General features: G+C 37.2%; 19 protein-coding genes, 14 tRNA genes, 3 rRNA genes and 2 pseudogenes. All 38 read right to left on the bottom strand.

The window, feature by feature from the left end:
* Positions 1–142: 142 nt before the first annotated feature.
* The 38 genes and pseudogenes from Q8X41_RS15475 to Q8X41_RS15290 all read right to left on the bottom strand — a co-directional run bounded on the left by Q8X41_RS15475 (position 143) and on the right by Q8X41_RS15290 (position 22,771).
* Positions 143–472, bottom strand: a complete 330-nt coding sequence (locus Q8X41_RS15475) for a hypothetical protein (RefSeq protein WP_397537135.1) — start codon at positions 470–472, stop codon at positions 143–145.
* Between the two features lie 194 nt (positions 473–666).
* Complete coding sequence (locus Q8X41_RS15470; RefSeq protein ID WP_397537134.1) at positions 667–954, bottom strand: hypothetical protein; 288 nt, start codon at positions 952–954, stop codon at positions 667–669.
* Positions 955–1,388: 434 nt separating this feature from the next.
* A tRNA-Glu gene (locus Q8X41_RS15465) sits at positions 1,389–1,460 on the bottom strand.
* Positions 1,461–1,464: 4 nt separating this feature from the next.
* A tRNA-Asn gene (locus Q8X41_RS15460) sits at positions 1,465–1,541 on the bottom strand.
* A 9-nt stretch (positions 1,542–1,550) separates the two neighbouring features.
* Positions 1,551–1,627 (bottom strand) — tRNA-Ile (locus Q8X41_RS15455).
* 5 nt (positions 1,628–1,632) lie between these two features.
* Positions 1,633–1,706, bottom strand: a tRNA-Gly gene (locus tag Q8X41_RS15450).
* 3 nt (positions 1,707–1,709) lie between these two features.
* Positions 1,710–1,785: transfer RNA gene (locus Q8X41_RS15445), tRNA-Phe, on the bottom strand.
* Positions 1,786–1,810: 25 nt separating this feature from the next.
* Positions 1,811–1,887 (bottom strand) — tRNA-Asp (locus tag Q8X41_RS15440).
* Positions 1,888–1,891: 4 nt separating this feature from the next.
* A tRNA-Met gene (locus Q8X41_RS15435) sits at positions 1,892–1,968 on the bottom strand.
* Between the two features lie 148 nt (positions 1,969–2,116).
* A tRNA-Ser gene (locus Q8X41_RS15430) sits at positions 2,117–2,209 on the bottom strand.
* Positions 2,210–2,217: 8 nt separating this feature from the next.
* Positions 2,218–2,291, bottom strand: a tRNA-Met gene (locus Q8X41_RS15425).
* A gap of 25 nt (positions 2,292–2,316) precedes the next feature.
* Positions 2,317–2,393, bottom strand: a tRNA-Arg gene (locus tag Q8X41_RS15420).
* A 42-nt stretch (positions 2,394–2,435) separates the two neighbouring features.
* A tRNA-Leu gene (locus Q8X41_RS15415) sits at positions 2,436–2,524 on the bottom strand.
* Between the two features lie 9 nt (positions 2,525–2,533).
* Positions 2,534–2,608 (bottom strand) — tRNA-Gly (locus Q8X41_RS15410).
* A gap of 63 nt (positions 2,609–2,671) precedes the next feature.
* Positions 2,672–2,744: transfer RNA gene (locus Q8X41_RS15405), tRNA-Lys, on the bottom strand.
* Positions 2,745–2,766: 22 nt separating this feature from the next.
* Positions 2,767–2,842: transfer RNA gene (locus Q8X41_RS15400), tRNA-Val, on the bottom strand.
* Positions 2,843–2,883: 41 nt separating this feature from the next.
* Positions 2,884–3,000, bottom strand: a 5S ribosomal RNA gene (rrf, locus tag Q8X41_RS15395).
* Between the two features lie 65 nt (positions 3,001–3,065).
* Positions 3,066–5,994, bottom strand: a 23S ribosomal RNA gene (locus Q8X41_RS15390).
* Positions 5,995–6,176: 182 nt separating this feature from the next.
* A 16S ribosomal RNA gene (locus Q8X41_RS15385) occupies positions 6,177–7,724 on the bottom strand.
* The 16S, 23S and 5S rRNA genes sit together here with 14 tRNA genes alongside, the layout of an rRNA operon.
* Positions 7,725–8,285: 561 nt before the next feature.
* On the bottom strand, positions 8,286–8,498 hold the full coding sequence (locus Q8X41_RS15380) for a bacteriocin immunity protein (RefSeq protein ID WP_397537133.1): 213 nt from the start codon (positions 8,496–8,498) through the stop codon (positions 8,286–8,288).
* A 292-nt stretch (positions 8,499–8,790) separates the two neighbouring features.
* Positions 8,791–9,258 carry a DUF2004 domain-containing protein gene (locus tag Q8X41_RS15375; protein ID WP_397537132.1) on the bottom strand — a complete coding sequence of 156 codons (468 nt, stop codon included), beginning with the start codon at positions 9,256–9,258 and terminating at the stop codon, positions 8,791–8,793.
* A 346-nt stretch (positions 9,259–9,604) separates the two neighbouring features.
* Positions 9,605–10,060, bottom strand: coding sequence for a DUF600 domain-containing protein (locus tag Q8X41_RS15370; RefSeq protein WP_397537131.1), 456 nt, complete (start codon positions 10,058–10,060; stop codon positions 9,605–9,607).
* Positions 10,061–10,465: 405 nt separating this feature from the next.
* Positions 10,466–10,906 carry an SMI1/KNR4 family protein gene (locus Q8X41_RS15365; protein WP_397540285.1) on the bottom strand — a complete coding sequence of 147 codons (441 nt, stop codon included), beginning with the start codon at positions 10,904–10,906 and terminating at the stop codon, positions 10,466–10,468.
* A 229-nt stretch (positions 10,907–11,135) separates the two neighbouring features.
* On the bottom strand, positions 11,136–11,594 hold the full coding sequence (locus Q8X41_RS15360) for an SMI1/KNR4 family protein (protein ID WP_397537130.1): 459 nt from the start codon (positions 11,592–11,594) through the stop codon (positions 11,136–11,138).
* 162 nt (positions 11,595–11,756) lie between these two features.
* The gene (locus Q8X41_RS15355) at positions 11,757–12,173 is read right to left on the bottom strand and encodes an immunity 70 family protein (RefSeq protein ID WP_397537129.1); all 417 of its coding nucleotides are present in this window, start codon (positions 12,171–12,173) and stop codon (positions 11,757–11,759) included.
* Between the two features lie 298 nt (positions 12,174–12,471).
* The gene (locus tag Q8X41_RS15350) at positions 12,472–13,038 is read right to left on the bottom strand and encodes an imm11 family protein (RefSeq protein ID WP_397537128.1); all 567 of its coding nucleotides are present in this window, start codon (positions 13,036–13,038) and stop codon (positions 12,472–12,474) included.
* Between the two features lie 339 nt (positions 13,039–13,377).
* Positions 13,378–13,824: pseudogene (locus tag Q8X41_RS15345) on the bottom strand (DUF4274 domain-containing protein).
* Positions 13,825–13,842: 18 nt separating this feature from the next.
* Entirely contained in the window at positions 13,843–14,217 is a 375-nt protein-coding gene (locus Q8X41_RS15340) for an immunity 22 family protein (RefSeq protein WP_397537127.1), read from the bottom strand.
* A gap of 589 nt (positions 14,218–14,806) precedes the next feature.
* A pseudogene (locus Q8X41_RS15335) lies at positions 14,807–15,088 on the bottom strand (hypothetical protein); the annotation flags it as partial.
* Between the two features lie 13 nt (positions 15,089–15,101).
* The gene (locus Q8X41_RS15330; RefSeq protein ID WP_397537126.1) at positions 15,102–15,563 is read right to left on the bottom strand and encodes an Imm30 family immunity protein; all 462 of its coding nucleotides are present in this window, start codon (positions 15,561–15,563) and stop codon (positions 15,102–15,104) included.
* Positions 15,564–15,873: 310 nt separating this feature from the next.
* Positions 15,874–16,335, bottom strand: a complete 462-nt coding sequence (locus Q8X41_RS15325; protein ID WP_397537125.1) for a YrhA family protein — start codon at positions 16,333–16,335, stop codon at positions 15,874–15,876.
* 2 nt (positions 16,336–16,337) lie between these two features.
* On the bottom strand, positions 16,338–17,636 hold the full coding sequence (locus Q8X41_RS15320) for an HNH endonuclease signature motif containing protein (RefSeq protein ID WP_397537124.1): 1,299 nt from the start codon (positions 17,634–17,636) through the stop codon (positions 16,338–16,340).
* A gap of 251 nt (positions 17,637–17,887) precedes the next feature.
* Positions 17,888–18,457: an imm11 family protein gene (locus Q8X41_RS15315; protein WP_397537123.1), complete on the bottom strand. Its 570-nt coding sequence runs from the start codon at positions 18,455–18,457 to the stop codon at positions 17,888–17,890.
* Complete coding sequence (locus Q8X41_RS15310; RefSeq protein WP_397537122.1) at positions 18,454–18,780, bottom strand: AHH domain-containing protein; 327 nt, start codon at positions 18,778–18,780, stop codon at positions 18,454–18,456. Before Q8X41_RS15310 ends, Q8X41_RS15315 begins: the two co-directional genes overlap by 4 nt.
* A gap of 197 nt (positions 18,781–18,977) precedes the next feature.
* The gene (locus Q8X41_RS15305) at positions 18,978–20,210 is read right to left on the bottom strand and encodes a PoNi-like cognate immunity protein (protein ID WP_397537121.1); all 1,233 of its coding nucleotides are present in this window, start codon (positions 20,208–20,210) and stop codon (positions 18,978–18,980) included.
* 27 nt (positions 20,211–20,237) lie between these two features.
* Positions 20,238–22,073: a T7SS effector LXG polymorphic toxin gene (locus Q8X41_RS15300; RefSeq protein ID WP_397537120.1), complete on the bottom strand. Its 1,836-nt coding sequence runs from the start codon at positions 22,071–22,073 to the stop codon at positions 20,238–20,240.
* A gap of 36 nt (positions 22,074–22,109) precedes the next feature.
* A complete protein-coding gene (locus Q8X41_RS15295; RefSeq protein ID WP_397540284.1) occupies positions 22,110–22,382 on the bottom strand; it encodes a YwqI/YxiC family protein in 273 nt (90 codons plus the stop codon).
* Between the two features lie 32 nt (positions 22,383–22,414).
* A complete protein-coding gene (locus Q8X41_RS15290) occupies positions 22,415–22,771 on the bottom strand; it encodes a DUF5082 domain-containing protein (protein ID WP_397537119.1) in 357 nt (118 codons plus the stop codon).
* Between the last annotated feature and the right edge of the window lie 232 nt (positions 22,772–23,003).

The raw sequence follows: 23,003 nt of genomic DNA, 5'->3' as shown, positions 1-23,003 counted from the left end.
ATAAACTAATCATTAAAGCTATTACTTTACAATTATTAAAAGGCACAACGCCTGCATTCGCTATAGACATTTGGTCCTCTAATCTAGAGTAAGCCCAATTATTAAAGCTTCTAATAAATGTGTTATAGTCATTTGATGTATATTAATTATAATTAAATATTAATGATAAGTTTTCCTTAATTGTATCTAAACTCATATTTGCTTTTAGCCTTTCTTCATCGTTATCTCTCCAGATAAAAAAATCTGAAAGTCCGACTTGCGGCTGATTGATTTTTTTATATATTTCCTTTAATTTACTATTAAGTTCTTTTAAATCATTATTTTCATAGCTGCTATTCAAACATTCATTAATTAAATGTAACCCTAATTCTAATTGATTAATTATATACAATATCTCTCTATCATTTTCTTTTTCTAAAATATCGATTAATTCTTTAAATAAAACTCTTAATTTTTTTAAATCCGATATCATAATTTATCCCCGCCTTTTATCTAATAGGTTAGTTGGTGCTTGTGGAAGTTCACCCCTACATACAATTGTTTCTATTATTCAGTAAGGCTATTAATCCTTTTACTAAAAAAGACCTTAATTAGCTTTGCACTAATAAGGTCATCTATCACTCATTACCTAATAATACTATCCACTTTAATTCCAGGGTGTTTTTTCTAGAAATCTCTCCACCTCCAGTTAATTTCTCTATCAGGATAAACCGCAGGTATATATATACCTTTTTTTCTATTTTCATCATCAATAATAAACCAATTGCTATCATCTAACCATTCTTCACTATAACTATCTTCTTCAATACCATTTTCCTCGTCAACAATCCCTGCAAAAAAACCGTAGAATTTCTCCATATTTTTTGAGGGGACAATCTCAGCATTTATCCACATTCCGTCAACACTAATATTACCTATCTTCCCCAAAAACTCGTTTAAAAAGTATAGTTTCAAAATTCTCACTCCTTAGACAAAACCTTAATATATTGGTCAGGAACTTCCCCTTTAGTGCATATGACACCCATTCTGCACGTGAATAGGATCTCCCTCAAGTACCCTATGTTGTAATCTTAAAATAAAAAGCACCAGTTGTCTTTAGTTGACAAGCAAGTGCTTTAAGCTTATATGTTTTCTAAATGTATAAATCTCTTTATGTTTGTAAGTTTTATAACTTTATAGTGAGAAGATGCTTTTAGTTGGGAAGTATCCGAAAAAAGCAACAACAGGACATATCAGAAAAAAAGTTATAGTAGTACTGTTAACATAAAGAAGCTAGCTATGCAGTAACGTCTTTAATAGCAAATGGTCTATACATTACAAGATTTCATGCATATCATTGCGCAAAAAAATCCTTTAGAACCAAGATGATTCTAAAGGATTTTTAAGTATGACCCCTACGAGATTCGAACTCGTGTTACCGCCGTGAAAGGGCGGTGTCTTAACCGCTTGACCAAGGGGCCAATATGGCTCCGAAGGCAGGACTCGAACCTGCGACCCTCTGATTAACAGTCAGATGCTGCTACCAACTGAGCTACTTCGGAATAATTAAATGGTGGGCCTAAATGGACTCGAACCATCGACCTCACGCTTATCAGGCGTGCGCTCTAACCAGCTGAGCTATAGGCCCATAATTGGAGCGGGTGAAGAGAATCGAACTCTCGACAACAGCTTGGAAGGCTGTGGTTTTACCACTAAACTACACCCGCATATGGTGGGTCGGGACGGAATCGAACCGCCGACACTTAGAGCTTCAATCTAATGCTCTACCAACTGAGCTACCGACCCGTGATAACAATTAATTTATGTAAAATGGCGGTCCGGACGGGACTCGAACCCGCGACCTCCTGCGTGACAGGCAGGCATTCTAACCAGCTGAACTACCGGACCATTTTGGTTGTGGGGACAGGATTTGAACCTGCGACCTTCGGGTTATGAGCCCGACGAGCTACCGAACTGCTCCACCCCGCGATAGTAATATTATCTTAATTTCAATATGCACTAAGTAAGCTGACGTCTTCCACGCTTTGCTTGCGTCGACGTTAATCGCAATTTTCGTATTGCGATTTGCTCCACCCCGCGATAATAGTATTAACTTGATTTCATTATTTAATAAAAATGGAGGAGGAAGAGGGATTCGAACCCCCGCGCGGTTTGACCCGCCTGTCGGTTTTCAAGACCGATCCCTTCAGCCAGACTTGGGTATTCCTCCAGGTAATATGGCGGCCGAGGGGATCGAACCCCCGACCTTACGGGTATGAACCGTACGCTCTAGCCAGCTGAGCTAGGCCGCCATAATAATAATATTAAATTTAAAACTGGTGCGCCCAGCAGAAGTCGAATCCACAACCTTCTGATCCGTAGTCAGACGCTCTATCCAGTTGAGCTATGGGCGCATATCATAATTAAGTTATTTCGTTTTTATTTTAAATAAAAGATGGTGCCGAGGACCGGAATCGAACCGGTACGGTAGTCACCTACCGCAGGATTTTAAGTCCTGTGCGTCTGCCAGTTCCGCCACCCCGGCATCTCTTAATGGAGCGGAAGACGGGGTTCGAACCCGCGACCCCCACCTTGGCAAGGTGATGTTCTACCACTGAACTACTTCCGCAATGTATTAAGAAAAAGCGGGTGATGGGATTAGATCTCACACCCGCGATATTTAATTAAATGATGAGTCATGCAGGATTCGAACCAGCGACCCTCTGATTAAAAGTCAGATGCTCTACCAACTGAGCTAATGACTCATTTAAAATAAATGATAAAAAATGGTGGAGGATGACGGGATCGAACCGCCGACCCTCTGCTTGTAAGGCAGATGCTCTCCCAGCTGAGCTAATCCTCCATAAAAGAAACAACTGATATTTATCAGTTGCCCCTGAGTCTGCCTAGCAACGTCCTACTCTCGCAGGGGGACAGCCCCCAACTACCATCGGCGCTAAAGAGCTTAACTTCTGTGTTCGGCATGGGAACAGGTGTGACCTCTTTGCCATCATTACTAGACTTTTTATAAGAAAGATTTATTCTTTCAAAACTGGATAAACTCACATTGAAGTTCTTAAGAACTTTTGGTTAAGTCCTCGATCTATTAGTATTCGTCAGCTCCATGTGTCACCACACTTCCACCTCGAACCTATCTACCTTGTCGTCTTCAAGGGATCTTACTTACTTGCGTAATGGGAAATCTCATCTTGAGGGGGGCTTCATGCTTAGATGCTTTCAGCACTTATCCCGTCCACACATAGCTACCCAGCGATGCTCTTGGCAGAACAACTGGTACACCAGCGGTGTGTCCATCCCGGTCCTCTCGTACTAAGGACAGCTCCTCTCAAATTTCCTACGCCCACGACGGATAGGGACCGAACTGTCTCACGACGTTCTGAACCCAGCTCGCGTACCGCTTTAATGGGCGAACAGCCCAACCCTTGGGACCGACTACAGCCCCAGGATGCGATGAGCCGACATCGAGGTGCCAAACCTCCCCGTCGATGTGGACTCTTGGGGGAGATAAGCCTGTTATCCCCGGGGTAGCTTTTATCCGTTGAGCGATGGCCCTTCCATGCGGAACCACCGGATCACTAAGCCCGTCTTTCGACCCTGCTCGACTTGTAGGTCTCGCAGTCAAGCTCCCTTGTGCCTTTACACTCTACGAATGATTTCCAACCATTCTGAGGGAACCTTTGGGCGCCTCCGTTACTCTTTAGGAGGCGACCGCCCCAGTCAAACTGTCCGCCTGACACTGTCTCCTACCCCGCTAAGGGGTACGGGTTAGAATTTCAATACAGCTGGGGTAGTATCCCAAGGACGCCTCCACCGAAGCTGGCGCTCCGGTCTCTCTGGCTCCTACCTATCCTGTACAAGCTGTACCAAAATTCAATATCAGGCTACAGTAAAGCTCCACGGGGTCTTTCCGTCCTGTCGCGGGTAACCTGCATCTTCACAGGTACTATAATTTCACCGAGTCTCTCGTTGAGACAGTGCCCAGATCGTTACGCCTTTCGTGCGGGTCGGAACTTACCCGACAAGGAATTTCGCTACCTTAGGACCGTTATAGTTACGGCCGCCGTTTACTGGGGCTTCGGTTCTCACCTTCGCTTACGCTAAGCAATCCCCTTAACCTTCCAGCACCGGGCAGGCGTCAGCCCCTATACGTCACCTTACGGTTTTGCAGAGACCTGTGTTTTTGCTAAACAGTCGCCTGGGCCTATTCACTGCGGCTCTCTCGGGCTTGCACCCTACTAGAGCACCCCTTCTCCCGAAGTTACGGGGTCATTTTGCCGAGTTCCTTAACGAGAGTTCTCTCGCTCACCTTAGGATTCTCTCCTCGACTACCTGTGTCGGTTTGCGGTACGGGCACCTCCTACCTCGCTAGAGGCTTTTCTTGACAGTGTGAAATCAGGAACTTCGCTCATACGAGCTCGCCATCATAGCTCAACGTTATAGAGAGCGGATTTGCCTACTCTCACGCCTTACTATTTAGACGCACATAACCAACAGTGCGCTTACCCTATCCTACTGTGTCCCCCCATTACTCAAATGGTAGGGAGGTGGTACAGGAATATCAACCTGTTATCCATCGCCTACGCCTATCGGCCTCGGCTTAGGTCCCGACTAACCCTGAGAGGACGAGCCTTCCTCAGGAAACCTTAGTCATTCGGTGGATGGGATTCTCACCCATCTTTCGCTACTCATACCGGCATTCTCACTTCTAAGCGCTCCACCAGTCCTTCCGGTCTGACTTCACAGCACTTAGAACGCTCTCCTACCACAGACATCGTAGATGTCTATCCACAGCTTCGGTGAATTGTTTAGCCCCGATACATTTTCGGCGCAGCGTCACTCGACCAGTGAGCTATTACGCACTCTTTAAATGATGGCTGCTTCTGAGCCAACATCCTGGTTGTCTAAGCAACGCCACATCCTTTTCCACTTAACAATTACTTTGGGACCTTAGCTGGTGGTCTGGGCTGTTTCCCTTTTGACTACGGATCTTATCACTCGCAGTCTGACTCCCGTGCATAAATCACTGGCATTCGGAGTTTGTCTGAATTCGGTAATCCGGGATGGACCCCTAGTCCAAACAGTGCTCTACCTCCAGGATTCTCTATCACGAGGCTAGCCCTAAAGCTATTTCGGAGAGAACCAGCTATCTCCAGGTTCGATTGGAATTTCTCCGCTACCCACACCTCATCCCCGCACTTTTCAACGTGCGTGGGTTCGGGCCTCCAGTAAGTGTTACCTTACCTTCACCCTGGACATGGGTAGATCACCTGGTTTCGGGTCTACAACCACATACTCATTCGCCCTATTCAGACTCGCTTTCGCTACGGCTCCGTCTTTTCAACTTAACCTTGCATGTAATCGTAACTCGCCGGTTCATTCTACAAAAGGCACGCTATCACCCATTAACGGGCTCTAACTACTTGTAGGCACATGGTTTCAGGATCTCTTTCACTCCCCTTCCGGGGTGCTTTTCACCTTTCCCTCACGGTACTGGTTCACTATCGGTCACTAGAGAGTATTTAGCCTTGGGAGATGGTCCTCCCAGATTCCGACGGAATTTCACGTGTTCCGCCGTACTCAGGATCCACTCAGGAGAGAATGAACTTTTGACTACAGGACTGTTACCTTCTTTGGTGGGTCTTTCCAAACCGCTTCGTCTAACTCATTCCTTTGTAACTCCGTATTGAGTGTCCTACAACCCCAAGAGGCAAGCCTCTTGGTTTGGGCTCTTCCCGTTTCGCTCGCCGCTACTAAGGGAATCGAAATTTCTTTCTCTTCCTTCAGGTACTTAGATGTTTCAGTTCCCTGAGTCTGCCATCATGACGCTATGTATTCACGTCAAGATACTGTCCCATTACGAACAGTGGGTTCCCCCATTCGGAAATCTCCGGATCAAAGCTTACTTACAGCTCCCCGAAGCATATCGGTGTTAGTGCCGTCCTTCATCGGCTTCTAGTGCCAAGGCATCCGCCATGCGCCCTTAATAACTTAACCTATAAGTTATTAAGCCTAAAAAATTTAAAACTTAATATAAAAAATGTGTTACTTAAGAATTTCTTCAATGTCGTTTTATCCAGTTTTCAAAGAACAAGTTTTGAAAGCAATGAGCCTTCAAAACTGAACAGCAAGCGTTAATCGTATAAGTTCCAAGAACTTATTTCCGAAATATTCCTTAGAAAGGAGGTGATCCAGCCGCACCTTCCGATACGGCTACCTTGTTACGACTTCACCCCAATCATCTATCCCACCTTCGGCGGCTGGCTCCAAAAGGTTACCTCACCGACTTCGGGTGTTACAAACTCTCGTGGTGTGACGGGCGGTGTGTACAAGGCCCGGGAACGTATTCACCGCGGCATGCTGATCCGCGATTACTAGCGATTCCGGCTTCATGTAGGCGAGTTGCAGCCTACAATCCGAACTGAGAACGGTTTTATGAGATTAGCGTACTCTCGCGAGTTAGCGACTCTTTGTACCGTCCATTGTAGCACGTGTGTAGCCCAGGTCATAAGGGGCATGATGATTTGACGTCATCCCCACCTTCCTCCGGTTTGTCACCGGCAGTCACCTTAGAGTGCCCAACTAAATGATGGCAACTAAGATTAAGGGTTGCGCTCGTTGCGGGACTTAACCCAACATCTCACGACACGAGCTGACGACAACCATGCACCACCTGTCACCAATGTCCCCGAAGGGAAAACTCTATCTCTAGAGCGGTCACTGGGATGTCAAGACCTGGTAAGGTTCTTCGCGTTGCTTCGAATTAAACCACATGCTCCACCGCTTGTGCGGGCCCCCGTCAATTCCTTTGAGTTTCAACCTTGCGGTCGTACTCCCCAGGCGGAGTGCTTAATGCGTTAGCTGCAGCACTAAGGGGCGGAAACCCCCTAACACTTAGCACTCATCGTTTACGGCGTGGACTACCAGGGTATCTAATCCTGTTTGCTCCCCACGCTTTCGCGCCTCAGTGTCAGTTACAGACCAGACAGTCGCCTTCGCCACTGGTGTTCCTCCAAATCTCTACGCATTTCACCGCTACACTTGGAATTCCACTATCCTCTTCTGCACTCAAGTTCCCCAGTTTCCAATGACCCTCCACGGTTGAGCCGTGGGCTTTCACATCAGACTTAAGAAACCACCTGCGCGCGCTTTACGCCCAATAAATCCGGACAACGCTTGCCACCTACGTATTACCGCGGCTGCTGGCACGTAGTTAGCCGTGGCTTTCTAATAAGGTACCGTCAAGGTACGTTCATTTCCTAACGTACTTGTTCTTCCCTTACAACAGAGTTTTACGATCCGAAAACCTTCATCACTCACGCGGCGTTGCTCCATCAGACTTTCGTCCATTGTGGAAGATTCCCTACTGCTGCCTCCCGTAGGAGTTTGGGCCGTGTCTCAGTCCCAATGTGGCCGATCACCCTCTCAGGTCGGCTATGCATCGTTGCCTTGGTAGGCCGTTACCCCACCAACTAGCTAATGCACCGCGGGCCCATCCTGTAGTGACGCCGAAGCGCCTTTCAACATCTTCACATGAGAGAAGATGGATTATCCGGTATTAGCTCCGGTTTCCCGAAGTTATCCCAGTCTACAGGGCAGGTTGCCCACGTGTTACTCACCCGTCCGCCGCTAAATCAGAGGAGCAAGCTCCTCGTCATTCGCTCGACTTGCATGTATTAGGCACGCCGCCAGCGTTCGTCCTGAGCCAGGATCAAACTCTCCATAAAAGTAAAGTTTGAAAGCTCATTAGCTTTGCTAGCGTATCATCTATAAGATGATATCTATTTTGTCCTTGTCACTAACCGAAGTTAGTAAACAAAGTTTATTAATTAACGTCTTGCTTGTTCAGTTTTCAAGGTTCATATTCAAGGTCGTTTGTTTCAGCGACTTTAATATTATATCAAATCTCAAAATCGATGTCAACAACTTTTTTAATTTAATTATTTTCGAATTTCATTTTTCGCTATTTCTCTTAGCGACTTAAATAATATATCACGATATTTTTATAGCGTCAATATATTTTTATTATATTTTATGATTTTATTAATATCTTCTATCATTGAAGATATTACAAACAAATTATTATCTATAGATAGACTTCGATAAACCTTCAGAACCCATAATAAATACTAAATGCACTCGTATTCCGAAAGTACCTTTTAAATTATGTCAATATATAAATTAGAAGGGTAATGTGTCAATCTAATAATAATTATATAGAAGAAAATCAAGATTACACTCGAAATTCAAAAATGATAAAAGTGTATGGAGATGATATAGTTTTAAAATTACTTTTCTTCTTTATACGCTAAGGAAATCTCTACTACTTCCTCTGGTGATAAATCCTCATCACTCCAAAAAATTAAGTCACTAGGGGATGGATGAGGAACATTATCTTCTAAAATTTCTATATATCCACTTACTTCTTCGTCAGATTCCTTGGGATTACATATTTTATTTACTAGTTCAACTAATTCCTCTTTAGATAATTTTTTACTCATTTTTTCCACCTTCCTTAATTACTGCCCTTCTTTCCAAAATGATTAGCAGGGAAGTCCCAACGATTCCTATGCATATGGAATAAGTATCGCCTTTCACCATATCTCGCTCATACGAATCTACTGGATGGGCGACAATATCATTTTGATACATTTCTATCTGTAATTTTACCAGTTTATACCTATATGAATAACAATATAAATCGTACTTAAAAAGCCTTCAACCTGGTAGAGGTTAAAGACTTTATTTGTAGTTTATTTTCAGAATTGTTTAGGTACCTGGCACCAAAACTTTTTAAATAGCAACATCCTGGTAACCTACTTCAGTTACTTTTTCATTTATCAAACGAATCCCTAGCCCATTTTCTGTATCCCATGTACAATCAAAGGTTATCCCAATATCTCGCTCTTCATAAATATCTCCATATGAAACAACAATTCCAACTAAAGTTATCACCTCGAGTAATTGATTAGTTGTTTCGATTTGCGGATAATTCTCATTAACTTCAATATCATATCCTAGTTCTTGACGCTCTTGTTTGTAATAGTCTAATATTGCTTGTAAAAAACCTTGCTGTAACTTTTCCCAATTTTGCACTAGTGAGTTATAAGCAATATATTGTTCTTCATCAAACTTTCCGTCTTCTTCACCTTTAACCATCAATGCTATTTCAACTTCTTTTCCACAAAATTCAATTGTGGTGTACTTAACCCATCCATAATTATATTTAAGCTCACCAAAAACCACATCTTTTATTATCATCTTACTTCTCCTTTTTATTTATTAGCAAATCCTCCCGGCTCAAACACTCTTTATTATTCATTCAATTTTACTTTCAGGCCCCTAAAACCAACAAAATAGATTTTTTACTGATTTTTCAATAAACTCACTTTACTTCTTTAACAACAACTTCATACATGTCTCTAACATTTTCATCTATTGGTACCCATGCATAATAATTCTGATCTTTCGGTGGCAAGATCCCTGTTCATTACAGAGTTCTCACTACCGAGAAAGTTACCTAATATTCAATTTTAAAAAAACGGAAGTCCCTGATGGTACAACCATCTAAGTCATTAATTCAAATCCGAACATACCTTTAAACAATTTAAAGATTTTTATTTTTCATCTCTTCAAACCACTCATCAGCAATATGCCCCGCTGTTTTAATATCATCATTCGTATATACTAAATCATACTTGTAATCAGCTTTGAAATTGCCACTTTTAACTTCATATATTAATTTCATCTCTGTTGGCATGTCTCTTTCATATTCTTTGCACAATACTTCTACTTTTTCGATATCTTCATTCATTATGTTCAATATCATCATCATTCGATTTGGAGACACATCATATCTTTCGTCTCCACCATCCAATGCATCATTTACCTTATGACATTTTACATACTTATTATTAATTAAATAAAAGAACTTGCTCGAAATAATATTTTCTTCACATGAAGCGTAAACATATACTTTATCCGCTCTATCCTCAACATATTCCATACATATCGATATCATATCCGCTTGCAATTCACTAAATCTATCTTCAAATTCTTTCATATTACTTTTCACTCCTTAGATTAATTTTTAATAACTTCAGAGAACGGCTCACCATCAATAAAGTAATTAACTTTAAATTTCTCTGGGCGCATATGGAAATAAGTTTAGGTTGGAGGTTTCTTTTAGTGCACCCTTTACTTTGCTTACTCCTGCTTTGGCAGCGGCTTTCGTAGTTGCCATTCCGGTCTTTGATACAGCGCCTATCCCTTTGGTTCTAACCACGGAAGTCACGACGGTTCCAAAAGCATAGGGTATCCTATCGTCCCACGTGACTCGGCATCTCCGTTGATTACATCTCGTTCAAACGAATCGCTGATTTCGAAATATAATCGTATGTTTCGATTGGGTGGGCTTATAGCTTGGATTGTGCTCTCTCAAGCATTAAGTAATATGTTCGCTATATTTTCAATCTACTAATAAATCAAGGTAATACTTATCATTTTCATCTATTTTTCTTAAAAATCCGGAAAGAGAAGTTGCTATTTGAATATCATAATAATAAATTGGATTTTCATTGTTATTATTCAATTCAATTGACATTAAAGCTGATTCATTACCCTCAAAAAATATTAATTTGTTACTCTCAAATTCATCGTATATTTCTATTTCTGGATAAAATTCGAAATCATTTATTCTCAATCGAAAGTCTCTTATAGAATAAGGGTCCATAATACGATTAATATTAAACTCTGATCCTTTAATAAACCCATAACCAACTTCTAAATAAAAATTAACTAATTCAATAGGAATTTTTAAATTCAGTTTTTTTTCAACCTCTTCTATTTCACTTTCAGTGACTGAATAAAAGCTATTTTCTTTGTTTGCTTTTATAAAATTATAGTTCATCATTTTTTACCTCCTTTAAACAAGACATTTGCTGGTGAACTTGTACCATGAATACCAACTTGGTGTTCATTTAAAAATTTTACCTATCGAATCATTAATTTGTTTTTACGCGCCCTTAACTTCTTTAATTCTATGATAAGTAGTTGTTGGGAAGGATCAACCCTATTTCTTTGTCGATTAAAAAGAAAAAATCCACCAAAAGGAGTGTACTCTTGGCAGGTTATCTCCTTTACCAATCTTCTTGATCTTCTTCCCAATTTCCCTTCATTTCGTTTAAATAATTCCAAAAAAACTCTAAAAAATTACTAGCCTCTTCAGAATCATAACTTCCGCTATCTACATCCCATGATATAACCGGACATTCATCGTTATTCATCTTATTTGTATCTAAACAATATGCAAAGGCATCTACATGAACGATTACTACTATTCCATCTTCTAATCCATAATACTTTTTATACTCATTAGTAGTGCCTACTACTGTTGCACTCACTAAACCATGACCTAAAATATTTATACCAAATATACCGCCTGATCCATATTTTCTTAAAAACCACTTGTAACTTTCAGGTAATACAACATTAAGCTGTTCTTCAATAACCTTAATCTTTTCTTCACCGATACCTCCGGTGAAATCTTTTTCTTTACTAAATTCCTCGATAAATTCCTCAACAGCTCTAAAATTCATATATTCACCTCATTTGTTTTCTATTCCGAATTGTTTAACTCTCCACTTCCAAAATCTATCTAAGTAATTGTTTGAGTAGCTGGCACCAAATCTTCAAGAGTGATGTATTCGCCACTCAGTATCGTAAAAAAACACGGAAAGACACCCATGGTTTTAAAAAAGTTATAATTTATGAAATCTCAAATCACATTTATCTTCTTCCGCTACATCCATCGCTGTTAGTAGCACTTCAATAAATGTTTTCCCACTAGTTGTTGCAAAATAATTCGCTAGACTAGTAACTTTTGGACGTATTTTATCCCCCCACGGTGGTTTTTGTGATAAATCATCAATATCCCATATCACTTGTTCTGGCATGTATTTTGATAACTCCTGCTCAATTTCAATTAAATTAACTTTTGCAACAGAAACATCATCCCAATTTAATTTGTCGTTATATAACTCATTCATAATTAAAGGGTATTTTGTCCCCCATCTTTCTTTTTCTAAATGATATGAGATTGTCGAAAAGAATGAATGTACAAAATCTCTATGACCTAATTCGTAATAAAAACAATCTACTAATATTCCTACCGCCATCTAAATTTCACCTCTAATTCATCTTAAAAATAATTTCTGCTGCACTATTTGTTCTTTCATTTATTTTTAGTTTAATGTTCTTAAAAACATCACTTGTGACTTGACCTCTTACATCAATAATGTTCCAGTTAATCTTGCAAACATTACCAGTTTTCTCCATTTATGAATAACACTTAAGCTTTTCAAATTAATATAAATCGTATTTAAAAACCCTTCAACTCTGGTTTAAATACTGTTTATTCAACCCTCTTCCTATTATAAAACCCTTAGAAATTACTCTAATGGTAAGTTAAGATGCTTACGGGGTTACTTCAACTTCAAGAAAGTCACAACCAGTAATATTATTTTTTTCTATTAATTCTTTCACTAATCCCGATACAAATATTGGAATTTCATCACCTTTTAATTTAAATATATGTTTATCCTTTATTTCATTTTCATTTAATGTATATTTGGAGATATCATAAAATTTATCATCATCTAATTCAAATACACTATATGTTGACTTTTCGTAGTTAATAGCGTCAACCACATTAACCACATTTCCTACTGAATATCCAAGTATTGAACTATCGTTTTCTTTATTTATTATATTTATTGGCAAGAATTGCACCCCACCGTTATCTATCTCGTTTAATATCGTTTCAAACAGTGGGGAAACTATAAACCATGATAGATTATTATGGATATAATTTGATACCTGATTACCTTCAATTGGATTGAAATAGAAAGTTATTTTCTCATTCCAACTGCTAATTTGCTTTCCTTCTGATAATTCATATTGCTCCCAACCAAAAGGATTTTCACACAAACAAAATATCTCCCTCTCATTTGTACAGTCTTTTAGCAACTTAAAGTATCTCATTATTGCTTCCTCCAATAATCTTTATATAGCATATCTGGATCTTCTCTAATTCCAATCATGATCTAAGTCTAAATCATATTCTCTAGTAATCTCCTCCATCTTAGGATGTGTATTTCTTACTTTTATTTATTGCATAGTGATGTTTTTGTGAAGGTTTAGTACTACCCTTACTAATATTACCAGTTTTACATTATATGAATAACACGCTAAGCTTTTCGAATTAATAAGTCGTATTTAAAAAGTCTTCAACCCCGGTAGAGATTAAAGACTTTATTTGTACATTATTTTCAGAATCGTTTGGGTACCTAGAACCAAAACTTTAGGTTTTAACCAATCACATTATATTTTTGGAATATCAACCACTTCTCCTGGCGACTTACTAATGAGAATATCAGGAATGGTTGGGTTACTCTTTTTCAATTTATATTTTTGAATTTTTGTTAATTCAGGGTCGAAGGAAATATTCTGAGATTTAAATTGTAAGTTTATTATAAATCTTACCCAAAAAATTTTTCCATTCTTCTAACGATGAACTTGAAACTTCATCCTGATTTTCTAACATGCGATATCCGTCTGCATAATGAAACATTAGTAAACCCGTTCCAAAATCACAAGCCTGATTTTCTAGAATAACTGTTGTACATCAAATCCACTATTCCAATTATAATTTGCAGCAAAGTAATGAAGTAATAAAGAGTTATTTGTATTCGTTAACTGACTGACTATATAGTTTTTTTCTGTACCATAGAGCAACCCTTCTAGAAAAGTAATCTCTGTGTTATCCATCGCTTCAAGCTACTCTCCTTACTCATAATTTATAGAAGTAAAAAAGTCAAAAGCATCAGTTGAAGTAATTTCATTGTTATACTCAAAATTATATATCAGAATTACTGCATTATATGATTTTTTTAAGTCTATTCTTTTCTTAATTTTTGGGATGATAATTTCTTCATACGAACACCCATCTAATAATGTGGAAATATCACTACTGCTATTCTTATAGACCGCTTTTTCTATAGTATCCTCATCTGTTTCATCCATATCAATATTAAAATCGATAAAAAATTTGGAAGGTACAGACTCGCCATCCTCAACATACGTTATATCTACATACTCTCCTATAGAGTCCTCTTCTTTAATATTACCTAACCAAATAGAAATCCATCCTTGTTTTTCCATTATATTATCCTCCTATTTTACTCTAAGACCTTCTGGTAAAGACGAAAGCCCACCCTCGAGTCTATAATTAGCCCAATTATTAAGTCGTCTAACGAATGTATTATAGTCGCTAGAAGTATCTATTATTGCTAACAATTCATTATGTGCTTTAGTTGAGCCTAAACCTCCATGAACACCGTTTGGATTGACAAATTTAACATCAGATATAGCTGTTCGTAAATCTTTAATCTCTTTAGCACTAATATTCCAATACTTAAATTGCGTAGCCCTTGAAACTAAGTGCCACTCATGTAAACCTCCAGGTGCTCGAAGCTGACGTTCAATTTTCTTTCTAATTTTTTATCTTTCCAAAGTTCATTTAACCCACTACTTGTAAGGGAAATGAAAAATCCATTAAATTTCCCACTCCTTGCAGTTGGTATATCATCAACAGTCAATTTTTTTATCATTACCCGTACCCTTAAAGCTAAGCCCTAAAGAAATGGTGGCAGTCGGATTTTCCAACTACCACCATTTTATCATTCATTCAATTTTACTTTCAGGTTCCTAAAACCAACAAAATAGATGTTTTACTGATTTTTTAATAAATTCACTTTACTTCTTTAACAATAATTTCATACATATCCTCAACATTTTCATCTATCGGTACCAATGCATAATATTTCTGATCATTATCTAATATAAATTGAACCAACTTTGTTCTTGAGTCATTCCAGTAATTTTTCATACTTGAATAGTAATCTTCCAAATCTTCTTTATAATCCAATTGTAATATATATCCTTTTTCGGTCATGGCAAAAACAATTAAACTTCCTAAGAGATTTTTTTGCTCATTTTCTTTTTCATACTCTTGTAATAAAAACCATACTTGTTTTTAAATTGCTTTAAAAATCTAATATTGAATTTACGCTTTCTTCAAAACGACTGGGGTTCTTTTCTTTAATACTAGTTAGTTGTGAAACAATAAATTCCTGAGTATCATTGTTCAATGTAGGGATGATTTTTTTATATACATTTCTCGATGGTTCATGATTTAATATCCTTTTGTGAAGTATTTTTAACCATTCCTTAGCATGAGGAAGCATTTTAGGAATAGAATTAGCTAACACTTCCAACGAAACTTCAGAACTAACAATGTTATCATACGACTCAATAGCATGAATTAACCCAAACATTTTCTCATCGTTTTCAGTTAAATCATCAAACCCTTGACACAATATTTCTATATGATTAACATCCTTCATCACTAAAATATTTTCTATAGACTTCTCAAACTTTTCTACTTCATTCTCATCTCTTAATAAACGATTATTCTTTAATTCAGTAAGTTCGACTATTATGTCCAACTTCCCCACCTCCTACTATCTATCAAACATATTTGGATGCTTTGCTTTATTTAATTTTATTAGTTCCAATAGCCCTGAACGTATCTCGGGTGTATAAAGTCCTTCTCTTTTATATAGATGTTCCTTGCATCAATAATATCAATAATTAATAAATAGTATTTAAAAAGCCTTCAACCTCTGTAAAGATTAAAGACTTTATTTGTAGCTTATTTTTATAATTGTTTAAGTAACTGGCGTCAAAACTTCCCCCCAAGGGATTTAAAGTATCCCTTGAGGTTTTACACAAAAAAGATTTACACTAAGGATTTCATTACAAAAGAATTGTTTCAAGTGCATCACTCAACATGGAATCAAAACTTTCAAATGACTGAATTAAAGTTCCAGAGGGTTTATCGAGTTCTACATATACACTCTCTTTTAGGTCATAACAATACCATGCTGTATCAGAATCTCCAAAAAATATATATTGCTTTTGCCAATCATTTTCATACCAAAGCTCGTTTGTCTCAATAAACCCATGGATGTCTTCATCTTCTTCCTTATCAAGTAGAACGTCATCAACACCGTAGATTACTAATCCATTAAAGTCTAACCCATTTATTTTCTTTAGAAATTCAATATATGACTTAGGTAATACAATGTTTCCTAATTTCTGCTGAATATTATGATTCATTTTTATAATTTCTGTATCTGACGCTGGATTTCTAAGTGAACTTCCATATTTTTTTTCAATTTCTTCTATTTCTATCAACAAGTCTTTCCACTGGGGCATATCTACTCTTCCCTCCTATTAAAAGGTTTTGATGGGTAAACATCATTATCAAACATTGGCCAATTTATCGTTTTACTTTGTTTAGGGGCTAATCCTCTTGTTAGAGAGTTTTGTTCATTGGTAACCGCTTTATGATAAGGGTCATTCTTAATCAATACTAAGTTAGTGAAATCATTTGTACCACCATCATCTAAAGGTAAATTGTGATGCACTTGCCACCCTTTAGGGTTAAGTCCATCTTTCATTCTAGCAATATCATCTTCACCTAAACCAGCTTTTCTAAGATATTCAACTCTTATAGGGTTGTTAGCAAATTCTTTAAGAAAATTCTTCCTAACAGAACTATTAAATTGCTTTCTAAGTTTTGCTGTTTCTTCTGGAAGTCTCTTAGTGTAAATAATTTCTTCTACCTTTACACCTTTTAAATGAATTTTCTCTCCTTTTAACGATCCTATAAAGTAATCATCTTTTTCAACATTAACCTTACCCTTAGCTCCCTTACTGCTACCCTTCGTCTCCACCTTAGCCACAGAAAGCAACCGATCTCTCAACCCAACACTATCCACCGTATTAAACGGCACACTGCCTACATTCACACCAGCTAGTTGGTGTTGGGGTGCATATGGAAATAGGTTGGGGATGGAGGTTTCTTTTAGTGCACCCTTTACTGTGCTTACTCCTGCTTTGGCAGCGGCTTTCGTCGTTGCCATTCCTGCCTTCGTTACAGCTCCTGCCCCTTTGGTTCCCACCACGGAAGTCAAGACGGTTACTGATGCATAGGATATCCATCGTGCACGTGACTCGGCATCTCCGTTAATCACATCTCGTTCATACGAATCAGCTATCGATTTCGCCAGATACTTATATGTTTCTGGATCAGCTACCGCTTTAAGCGCTTTAAGTGTACTCTCCACCGTTTCTATTGGATTGGTGGTGAATAAATCATATATCCCATTACATATCCCTACCACGAAGTCTTTTCCCGATTCGTAGAGGCCGTCTTTGATACCTTTCGCTGTTTTCAGCATGGTGATGAATTGTTTCTGATCTTCATCTAGGTTTGCATCGCCAAGTTCTTCCGCAATCTTTAAATATTCGTCTACAGAAGATGCCTTTAAAAGTTTCTCTTTCAGTTCTTCGATTTTATCGACTTCTTCTGTGTCTGCTCTAGGACAGGTGCTTCCTACGTCCGAAAGCCAATCATCCAAATGATACTTATTTAAGGTACCGCTTGCATAGTTTTCTAGTTGGAGTTTCCCGCTGTTAGATAGCGATTTAATCCCGTTTATGTAGTTTTGCATGTTCGATACATCATTGGATAATTGTTCTACTAAAAAAACTTGAAAGCATATAGCCAATCAAGGTTTTAATAAATGAGGTACTAGATTGTCAATATCACCAGAACCTTTTAAAATGCTTCATAAAAGAATTAAAGAAAAACTCTGTGGTAATAGCCCCGTTCAATATAGGGTTCTCACTACCGAGAAAGTTGCTTAAAAATAATATTAGTCCAACTTTTGGGGGGCATATCACCTCTAAGGTTCTTGAAAAATTATAAGATAGATCTTATTTCAAGAAAGTCACAACCAGTAATATTACTTCCTTCCACTAATTGTTTAAAAGTTTCTGACACGAAAAATGGAATTTCATCTCCCTTTAATTTGAATATATTTTTATTATTTATTTTTTCTTCAGAAACTGCATATTTTCTAACCGAATATATTTTTTCACCGTCTATATCCATTACGCTATAATCAGAGTTTTCTAGATTTAATGCGTCAACTACTTCCAATACATTTGCTACAAAATATTCATCATCTTCTATTCTAGTTTTGCTTTCAAAATCAACAACATTTACAGGTAAAAATTGGACACCTTCTCCAATTGTATTTATTAATCTTTTTAACTTTTCTGATACAATAAACCATCCCCAATTATTTGCTAAATAATCAGTAAATCTATTTCCATCCCTAAGATTATAATAAAAAGTGATATTGTCACTCCAATTCTCTAAATAATTCCCTTCTTTTAACTCATACTGTTCAAAACCAAGTGTATCCTCACAATGAACAACCACATCATTATCGTTACTGTCATCTATAATTAGTTTAAAATATTTCATTTTGACCTCCAATATTCTTTATAAAGCATATCTGGATTATCTCTAACTTCTTGCTTTAACCCTTCAAACAATTTAAGAAATTTCTCCCTATTTCCCTTTGCTAATCTATCATAAGTACTCAGTTTGTCTAATACATAATCATGATATGCATATGGATGTATCCCTTGATGTGGTAGTAGTTCCTTATTCCATTCATCGTCTAAATGTAAACCGTATTTTTTTGTTATATCCTCCTTTTGAGGAGTGTATTTCTTACCTTTATTTGTTGCATAGTGATGTTTTTGGAAAGGTTTAGTACTACCCTTCGACTCCACCTTAGCCATAGAAAGCAACTGATCTCTTAACCCTACACTATTCACCGTATTAAACGGTACGCCTACCCGTACCCTTAAAGTTAAGCCCCACTAAAGAAAAAGTGGCAGTCGGATTTTCCAACTACCACCATTTTATTATTCATTTAATTTTACTTTCATGTCCCTAAAACCAACAAAATAGATTTCTTACTGATTTTTTAATAATTTCACTTTACTTCTTTAACAACAATTTCATACATATCCCCTATATTTTCATCTACTGGTACCAATGCAAAATATTTCTGATCATTATCTAATATAAATTGAACCAACTTTGTGCTTGAGTCATTCCAGTAATTTTTCATACTTGAATTGTAATCTTCCAAATCTTCTTTATAATCCAATTGCAATATATATCCTTTTTCGGTCATCGCAAAAACAATTAAACTTCCTAAGAGATTTTTTTGCTCATTTTCTTGTTCATACTCTTGTAATAAAAACCATGCTTGGCCTAATCCTATCGATTCCTTGTATTTTTCATAAAAACTACGATCATCCATATTCTCATAATCATGTATCAATTCATTGACAAATGAGTGCCATCTTGGTGGAATAATTGTTTCCAATAAAGGATTATTTTCAATTCCTTCTATTATTTCATCTATCTCTTCAGTCTCATTTTCAATACTGTATTCACTTAGGGAGATTGGTTTGAATATCATTGAATTCTTGTAATGCGCTAAATCATACGGATAGTGATTATTATTTAGTAGGCTTGTATCATCTAGTTCTAGTATCTTTGCTAGTGCAGCTGTTTCAAAGCTCCAATATCCTACATACCCAGGTTCTTTATGCGCATTTTTCCATTCATAATCATAATGGCCTTTATACCATTCTTTCTCCATGTAGGTTTTCAATCTGCTTGATGCTTCTTTCTTATCTGTTTGCGCAAGTTCTATAATTTCTCTTGTTTTTGCATATGGATTTTCTTTATAGTAAGCGTTAGTGATTTTTGTGTATCCAATATCACTAGCATATAACAAATAATCAATCACTGAATCATTAATATTTTTTTTCTCAATTACCCTATTTAATCTTTCTATATTCTTTTTATCCGTTTCTAATAATATTCCTAAGGAAATCATCCAAATCAAAAATATATATCCTATTTCATTATTTCCTATATGCTCTAAATCATAAATTGCATTATGAAAATCTTCTTCTATTTCACTAATGTCTTCTCCTAAAGAATACTTTGCCCTAATATCCTCTATCTCATATAAAAAATTGCTTAAATACCTTCCTTCGATAATACTTTGATTGTCTTTAGGTTTTCTTTGAATACCATTTTTTTCATCTTCTTCTAAACTTCTAATATACTCTCTATTTTCCTCAATAAACTCTTTATTAAATTCTATTCCTTCTCTACATTTCTCTTCTATACATAAATGATCTCTCATTCCATTTGATTCCTCCTAGCTTCTAAATTATGGCCATTCCCCTATGATGTTACCATCTGCATCTAACCTAAATGTTTTAACATTTCCCCTACTATCAACCTTAGATAGTACTCTTTCAACTTCATCTTCATTTAATGCATTTGTAATCTTTGTTGCTAATTTCTTATCTCCATCAACGGCTTTTAATATTCTACTTTTACCAGATATTGAACCTCTCAACCATTTATCTGACATTTGCGGTCCATCTTTAGTTTTGCCTAATTGTGAACTACCAAACTTAGCTTCATCAATAACATATTTGATATTCGAATCTGGATGTTTATTTTCGTATAATCCGTCAATCCCTTTTACTATTTTATCATCTATGCTTGATGGAGCACCCTTACCAACTGGCTTTAAATCATATCCAGCACCTTTTAAACTTTTATTGTTTAATAAATTGTCACTTGATTTTATTTCACCATAATTACCCTTTTGCTTATTTGTAGCTGTTTTCGGGTTAAAGTCTTCCACACTACCCTTAGCCACAGAAAGCAACCGATCTCTCAACCCTGCACTATCCACCGTATTAAACGGCACACCGCCTACATTCACACCAGCTAGTTGGTGTTGGGGCGCATATGGCAATAAGTTTGTGATGGAGGTTTCTTTTAGTGCACCTTTTACTGTGCTTACTCCTGCTTTGGCAGCGGCTTTCGTCGTTGCCATTCCTGCCTTCGTTACAGCTCCTGCCCCTTTGGTTCCCACCACGGAAGTCAAGACGGTTACTGATGCATAGGATATCCATCGTGCACGTGACTCGGCATCTCCGTTAATCACATCTCGTTCATACGAATCAGCTATCGATTTCGCCAGATACTTATATGTTTCTGGATCAGCTACCGCTTTAAGCGCTTTAAGTGTACTCTCCACCGTTTCTATTGGATTGGTGGTGAATAAATCATATATCCCATTACATATCCCTACCACGAAGTCTTTTCCCGATTCGTAGAGGCCGTCTTTGATACCTTTCGCTGTTTTCAGCATGGTGATGAATTGTTTCTGATCTTCATCTAGGTTTGCATCGCCAAGTTCTTCCGCAATCTTCAAATATTCGTCTACAGAAGATGCCTTTAAAAGTTTCTCTTTCAGTTCTTCGATTTTATCGACTTCTTCTGTGTCTGCTCTAGGACAGGTGCTTCCTACGTCCGTAAGCCAATCATCCAAATGATACTTATTTAAGGTACCGCTTGCATAGTTTTCTAGTTGGAGTTTCCCGCTGTTAGATAGCGATTTTATCCCGTTTATGTAGTTTTGCATGTTCGATACATCTTTGGATAATTGTTCTAGTGCTTCAGTTTGATTGTAATCAAATTGATGAACTTTTTCTACCGTATCATTTATTTGTTTTTTCGCGTCATTGACTTCTTCAAGAAAGGATGCATCACTTAATTGTGGTAATGCAACAATGTCTTGTACCGAAAGAATCGTATCATTCGTATCGTCTGTTAGCGTGATTGTATGATTGGCTGTTTTTTGCAGACTATTTTTTAACTCTCCTGTTAAAAATTCTTCGACAATCCTACCATCACTAGCAGATTCTAGCGCAAGTAATTCTTTGTCCATGATATCTAGTTTACTCTTATAATCTTCTATAAAATCTTGATAATAGGACATAAATGGAATATGGACTTCTTTATAAAAGTCTCGTAGCGCATCACCGCTTTTTCCTTTAAAGGCATCTTCTAGTGCAATTATCCCTTGCACTGCCTTTTCAACTTCTTTTATCTCAGTTTGTTTATTTTTTAATGATTTGAGCGTATCCTTTATTCCATTCTGTAAGCCAGTAACATCTAATATCTTCGTAATATCGATCCACCTCACTTAGCATAAAGTAAAACTTCCCACAGTGTAAATTTCTTATTTCAATAGTGTATAATCCCCCAGCTGATGATCCAACTCCATCATACTCTGAACAGCTTGTCTGCTTGCCTCTTCGTTTTGTATTAATAGGACTTTGTAGGCTTTTACAACTTGTTCGAGCGCTTGATGGAGGTCTTTCCATTTCTCAACGAGCGTTAGAACATTATCCTCACCGACTGTAGAAGGAAGCGAAGTATGAAGAGCATTTGTAGAGGATTTCATCTTAGAAAGGGCTTGTTCAATCTCACTCTGCTTGATTTTAATTTCCATACCCAACAAATATCACCTCCTAAAACTTGTTATTAATTTCGCTTCCTTTGAGCAGCAAGTTCTGCCTCAAGTTGTTTAATAATCGCTTTTATAGCAAGTATTTCTTCTTGTAAGCTTTTTATTTTGTCACCTAACACCTGATAAACAGAACTGAATTGTTGCCCGTCTAAATCACGATATTCAGTAAGCATCTGCTCGGTGCGAGTTTGATCAAACTTATTGGCTAACATCCCTTGCCAAGTGCTACTAGAAAGTGTAGGTTGTATAATCTTGCTTTCATACTCGATAAAATCTTGTTGATGTGCGTGCAACTGACCATTACAAGCCTGCAGTCTTTTAAGTTGCTCTTCTTTTTCACGTAAAAGTGCATAGTAATAACCTAAAGACATATGTTCATCACCTCTTTTATAAAAAAACAGAAGTCTTCCTACGATTCTTTAATCTCCATTTCACATTAATCCAATGAACATGATCAATTAAAATAGGATACAATTATGTTAATTATTAGAAATTATAACATGTAAAAAACATACTATTAAGATTATTTTTACCTATTTGTTGAAATGAGACATTGTTAAATTTCTATAAAACGAAAAGGAGAAAATAGAATTTTATGTATTC

This window comes from Rummeliibacillus pycnus (assembly GCF_044359855.1).
GTDB classification, from domain to species: domain Bacteria; phylum Bacillota; class Bacilli; order Bacillales_A; family Planococcaceae; genus Rummeliibacillus; species Rummeliibacillus pycnus_A.
This window is presented reverse-complemented; position numbering and strand designations above follow the sequence as displayed.